The following is a 326-nucleotide window of genomic DNA, read 5'->3' as shown; positions in this document are numbered from 1 at the left end:
GGGAAGCCCTCCTAAACAGCAACCTCTACCGGCAACCAACCCATCCTTCCTCCATCCATTCAACCCAATCACCACACTACTTTTTCCTTCACTCTTTCAAAAGCCCTCAACCCATTCTTTCATTCTTTACACGGTATTGATAAGGGCACGTACCTTGCGCAATCCTTATGCTTTCCGCTTTTGCGTATCCACGCCTTATCGTTTTTGCGTTTTTACAAATTTACAGAAAGCAGGCAATAAACTTCTGATAAAAAACCCCAATCAAAAGACCAGAGCAACATATTCGAGGGCTCCTTGAATCGAATAAAACGCTTTTAAAATCAGTT

Source organism: Bartonella sp. AA83SXKL (genome assembly GCF_042196965.1).
Taxonomy (GTDB): Bacteria; Pseudomonadota; Alphaproteobacteria; order Rhizobiales; family Rhizobiaceae; genus Bartonella.
Note: the sequence above shows the minus strand (reverse complement) of the source record.